Source organism: Campylobacter concisus, from assembly GCF_002092855.1.
Lineage (GTDB): Bacteria > Campylobacterota > Campylobacteria > Campylobacterales > Campylobacteraceae > Campylobacter_A > Campylobacter_A concisus_AI.
On record NZ_LVLC01000021.1, the window covers coordinates 1 to 412 of the forward strand.

The window sequence follows — 412 nt, forward strand, 5'->3', positions numbered from 1 at the left end:
GGTATAAGATGGTGTATTTATGATATTGGTATTACTTAGAGTATCTATGCTTGATATGTAGTTACTAACATATGAGCCTACCCCTGCACTGATGGCTGATTTGGCGAGGGATGATGTATCAAATTTAACCTTGCCATGAGATAAGAGATTGTTTGTTAGTTGGACTGTTGAGTTTGCTATGACAACGATTGTCATAGATGAAATAGATGCACTTGCAGTTGAGCTAGCAACTGATCCAAGTGCTCCAGCTACAGCGGTTCCAGCTCCTGCTGTTAGGAATGTAACGATGGCTGTTATTATTAGAGCTCCCATACCACTAAGAGTGGTTGGCTTATCTTCCCACTCTTTAGAGTTTAGGACTGCGTTTACTTGATTTATCGTCTCTTCATCTATTGGGGTATTTGAACTTGAT

1 protein-coding gene is annotated in these 412 nt (G+C 40.0%); it reads right to left on the reverse strand.

Annotation, left to right across the window (positions count from 1 at the left end; translation table 11 throughout):
* Positions 1-412, reverse strand: a 412-nt coding sequence (locus A3223_RS06725) for a hypothetical protein (RefSeq protein WP_180378711.1), incomplete at both ends; no start/stop codon positions are given.